Origin of the sequence: Streptomyces sp. NPDC057428 (assembly GCF_042803195.1) — a bacterium.
GTDB lineage: Bacteria > Actinomycetota > Actinomycetes > Streptomycetales > Streptomycetaceae > Streptomyces.
In genome coordinates this window covers 1-4141 of sequence record NZ_JBHVCT010000186.1, presented here as the reverse complement: position 1 = coordinate 4141, position 4141 = coordinate 1, and the positions used below count along the sequence as shown (strand labels likewise).

Below are 4141 nucleotides of genomic sequence, written 5' to 3'. Positions count from 1 at the left end.
CCGTAACCGCGCCAACCAGCGGCTCCGATCACGTTGTGCAACCACCCGGCGGAGCCGACGGGAAGCACACCCCCACTAAATTCGAAGACCCGATATGACGTAGGGGTAGAGTTGCGCGGATTTCTCGAAGAGTATCGAGAGTTCTCCATTTCGTGGATCTACCGCGAAATGGAGGTGGGTGTGCAGATTGACGCAGAAGAAGCCCTTTCTTTCTACCCCGGTAACATTCGCATATTTTCTCAGAGGGTGGGGCGCCCTCTGGTCCCCGTTGGTTCTGCGTTCGCCACCGAGGAAGTGGTATTGATCGCGAGTGATGGAGACGTATTTCTCGCTGGGGATGCCGGAATGCAGTATGTCGGGAACGGTTTTATGCAATCTATGCAAGCCCTGATTTCTGGAAATTGGGACAAGACCTTCTTTTGAAGGCGTAGTCTCAATCCGCATGAGGGTCCGCCGGCTTGAAGGTCTGCCGGCATTGCCCTCACGCTGAGGCAAACCGCTGATTACTGCCGTGGTGTTGCGTCAGCGGCCTGATGCTGAACAGGAATGGAAATCGAGAGGCCCCACCAGGTTCATTCTGGTGGGGCCTCTCGCGTGCGCTGGGGCTCCTGACGGCAGTAGTTGACGGCAACGTCAGCGGACGGGTGCTGCACAGAGCGGCGGTTCGCCGCGGTCGTCGGGCTGCTTGGTGGAGTCGTCGGAGCCCTGGAGAGCACGGCCGAGGAGGGCGTGGAAGTGGCGATTGAGGTTCGCCGGATCGATCGGCCCTCCTGCCGGCGTGCTGAAGACGAGACCGTTGTCCTTCCAGTCCTCCCCTGCCGCCGAACGCTCTCCTTCCTGCACTTCAGGGTGTTCCTTGAACGAGTGGATGCACTCCCTGGGGAGGGCGATGCGTCGTTCGGATGCGCGGGTTTTGGTGGGCATCGTGGTCAGCCCTCCGGTCTGGGTGCGCTGGAGGGTGCGTCGGATGCTGACGGTGCCTGTCTGGAGGTCGAGGTCCTCCCACTGGAGGCCGAGGAGTTCGCCCTTGCGGAAACCGGCGCGGAGGGCGAGTTCATACAGCTCGAACAGGCGGTCATTGCGGACAGCCGCGAGGAACTGGCGGGCTTCATCTGCGGTGATCTCCAGCGTGGTTGGCAGACCGCGCCTGCCGACGACCCCCGCCCCCGTACGTGCAGACCGCAGACGCACTCCGCAAGCAGATCCAGGACGGCCGGCTCGCGCCGGGAGCCAAGCTCCCATCTGCCCGCGAGCTGCAATCCCAATACGGCATCGCCAACTCCACCGCGCAGAAAGCACTGCGGGTCCTCAAGGAGGAGGGGCTGATCTACTCCGTACAAGGCAGGGGCGTCTTCGTCCGCGAGCTCAGCCCTCGCGATCAGTTCCTCAAGCGCTACAACGAGACGCTGGAAGAGATGGCTGCCCAGCATCGGGCCGATGAGGAAGCGGTACGGCTCAGCGGCAAGACCGACGACGAGGTAGCCGCCGAACTCGCCGCCGCCGAGTTACGGTTCGCCAAGGCAAGTGGCCAGTTCGAGGCCAACACCGCCCATCGCGACGCCATGCGCGCCGTCATGGAGCAACGGAAGCGACTCAGCGGCAACTACACGCCCGAAGAGCGGGCCGCGAGCGTCCAGCGCCTACACGACCGGCTGAACGAAGGCAGACACCGACGCTGAACGGGCTGCACGAGACGGAGCAGCAGGACTCTCAGCACGAGGTGAGCTGTTCAGAGTTTCTTTACTTGATCAAGGCGGCCCGCTGGCGCGGCCCGCGCGCGCTCCGGCCCTGCGGGGCCGCCGCCCGCTCCTGTCTCCGCCCCGCTTGCCGTCGGCCCCGCCGGTCCGGGCACGCACAGCCAGCACAGTAAGCCACCTGGGGCGCTGCCCCAGACCCCGGCCCTCCCTCCGAGGGGCAGGGGGCCGAATGCCGGGTGCGGCTTCGTCGTGGTGAGTGGTCGCGGGGCGCGGGTGGGGTCCCTCGTCGCCCAGTCACCGGAGGCGTACCAGGAACCCCCGGGGGCCGCCAAGGCCGAGCGCACGCGTCACGGGGTGAGCCTTGGCGGCCCCCGGGGAACCCTGGTCCGGCGAAGCTGCCCGACCGACGAGGGACCCCACCCGCTCAGGCACCGCTTGTGCCGGAGCCCGGCCGCCCCGCCCGAGGGTGGTGATCGCTCCTTGGCGGGTATCTGCCGGATAGCCACCGGTTGATGCGCCCGTCCGGCGTACCGTGGCGCTGGAGGTGGTGAGCGGATGGCTACGGAACTCACGGAGCTGGCGGACAACGTCCGCAAGTACCGGCGTCGCGCCGGGATGAGCCAGGAGGAACTGGCCCACGCCGCAGGCGTGTCACCGGGAACAGTGCGCAAGGTCGAGCAGGGCGGGACAGTCCGCATGGAGACGCTGCACACCCTCGCCCGCGCACTGGAGGTGACCACGGCAACGCTGCTGGCCCCGGACGCTCCGCAACCGGTGCGCCGAACCGAGGACAGAAACCGCGTCAACCTCATCGAGCTGCGGACCGCCCTGACACCGCCGGTCGGGCTGGCCGATGCGGGCGGCGAGGCCGGCGAGGAGGAGCCCAACGTGCGCCGCTTCCGCCGGGCGGTGCATGACGGCGCGGTGCTGTACCACTCCGACAGCTACAAGAGCGTCGCCTCCCAACTCCCCGGACTCCTGCGGGACGCCAACAGCGCGGTCGCCTACTACGACAACGGCGAGGAACACCGCCAGGCGCTCCTGGCCCGAGCCGAAGCCCTGCAACTGGCCGGGCGCTATCTCACGCAGGTGCGGCAGTACGACCTCGCCTACACCGCTCTGGCCGGGGCCATCACCGAGGCCCGCCAAGCCGCGGACCCACTCACCGCAGCCTCCGGCGTGATCGGCATGTGCTGGCTGCTGCTGCGCCAGGGACGCCTGGACGAGGCGGAACACCTGGCCGCCCAGACCGCCGACATGATCGAGCCGAGGCTGTCCAGGGCGTCCCCCGACGAATGTGCGGCGTGGGGCTGGCTGGCACTACGGGCTGCGGCTGCCGCAGGCCGCAACAACCGCCCCCAGGAGGCCCGTCACTACCACCGTGTGGCCACTACAGCGGCATCGGCCGTGGGACGGGAGCACACCGGCTCGTTCTTCCGGCACTGGACGACCTTCGGTCCGCTGACGGTCGGCATGAAGGGTGTGGAGGACGCCATGGTCGTGGGCGACGTGCGCACCGTCGTCCGCAAGGCCGGCGAGGACGCCCTGTCGCCCAAGGCATGGAAGAGCACAGGGCGGCCGAGCGACGACAACTGGAACCGCCACCGCATGGACGTAGCACGCGCCCACGCTCGCACCGGCGACCTGACCGCGGCGATGGACGAGCTGACCGGGGTTCGCCGCGCATCCCCCCAGTGGCTTCAGCATCAGCACGTGGCCGCCGAGACCATGCAGGAGATCCTGAAGAAGCGCAAGCGCACTCTCACCGCCGAGATGCGCGATATGGCTTCCTACCTGGGCGTCGTCGGCTAGCTACCACGCAGCGCAGCACTTCGCACACTCTGCGTCGCGAACTGCCCTGGCGCATACATGGAGTGACAGTCAGTCAGCTCCTACGGTCGCCGTGTCCCTATCAGCGACCCAGCCGGGGGTGCACGGTGACCAAACCCAGGAGCGACGCGGACCGCATGCGTCGCCGGGAACTGTACGACGCGGCAACAGGGCTGGCTGGCCCCCGCTTACTGCCGTGGACCACCCCGGACGGGAACCCCTGCTATCTCAGCACCGACGGCAGGGGCTACCTGTCGACGCTCGCCGACAGCATCGAAGCCGTCCAACTCGGCATGGGCGAAGAACTGCTGGAACATGTCCGCGAAGTCGTGGCCCCCGGCGCGCGAGCCCTGTCGGCCACCGAGTACCGCTGGCTGGCTTCCCGACTGGCCGAAGCCCTCACCGACGCGCTTCGGGTGGCCGAATCGCGCGGACAGCGCATCCCGGACCCGCAGGAAGAGGCGGCCGAACATGCCTGACACCGCAGCTACCGGCACGCCGGCCCGGAAGCGCTACCGCTGCAAACATTCAGCGGGTAATCGGAGCGTGATGGTTTCCGGCGTTGGATGACTGGCCGTCACGGTGGGAGCGTGGTGGAAGCGGGATGCGGTGTG

General features: G+C 67.5%; 4 protein-coding genes and 1 pseudogene. 4 read left to right on the top strand and 1 reads right to left on the bottom strand.

The window, feature by feature from the left end; genetic code table 11:
• Positions 1–33: 33 nt before the first annotated feature.
• Entirely contained in the window at positions 34–423 is a 390-nt protein-coding gene (locus ACFU5K_RS31450; protein ID WP_384068031.1) for an SUKH-3 domain-containing protein, read from the top strand.
• Between the two features lie 288 nt (positions 424–711).
• Here ACFU5K_RS31450 and ACFU5K_RS31445 read toward each other — a convergent pair.
• Positions 712–1122 (bottom strand): annotated as a pseudogene (locus ACFU5K_RS31445) (site-specific integrase); the annotation flags it as partial.
• 50 nt (positions 1123–1172) lie between these two features.
• On the opposite strand from ACFU5K_RS31445, the gene ACFU5K_RS31440 reads away from it, so the two are divergent.
• The 3 genes from ACFU5K_RS31440 (at position 1173) to ACFU5K_RS31430 (ending at position 4006) form a co-directional block, all read left to right on the top strand.
• Positions 1173–1679 carry a GntR family transcriptional regulator gene (locus ACFU5K_RS31440; protein WP_384068028.1) on the top strand — a complete coding sequence of 169 codons (507 nt, stop codon included), beginning with the start codon at positions 1173–1175 and terminating at the stop codon, positions 1677–1679.
• 573 nt (positions 1680–2252) lie between these two features.
• Positions 2253–3509, top strand: coding sequence for a helix-turn-helix domain-containing protein (locus ACFU5K_RS31435; RefSeq protein WP_384068024.1), 1257 nt, complete (start codon positions 2253–2255; stop codon positions 3507–3509).
• Positions 3510–3634: 125 nt separating this feature from the next.
• Entirely contained in the window at positions 3635–4006 is a 372-nt protein-coding gene (locus ACFU5K_RS31430) for a hypothetical protein (RefSeq protein WP_078886206.1), read from the top strand.
• The last annotated feature ends 135 nt before the right edge of the window (positions 4007–4141 follow it).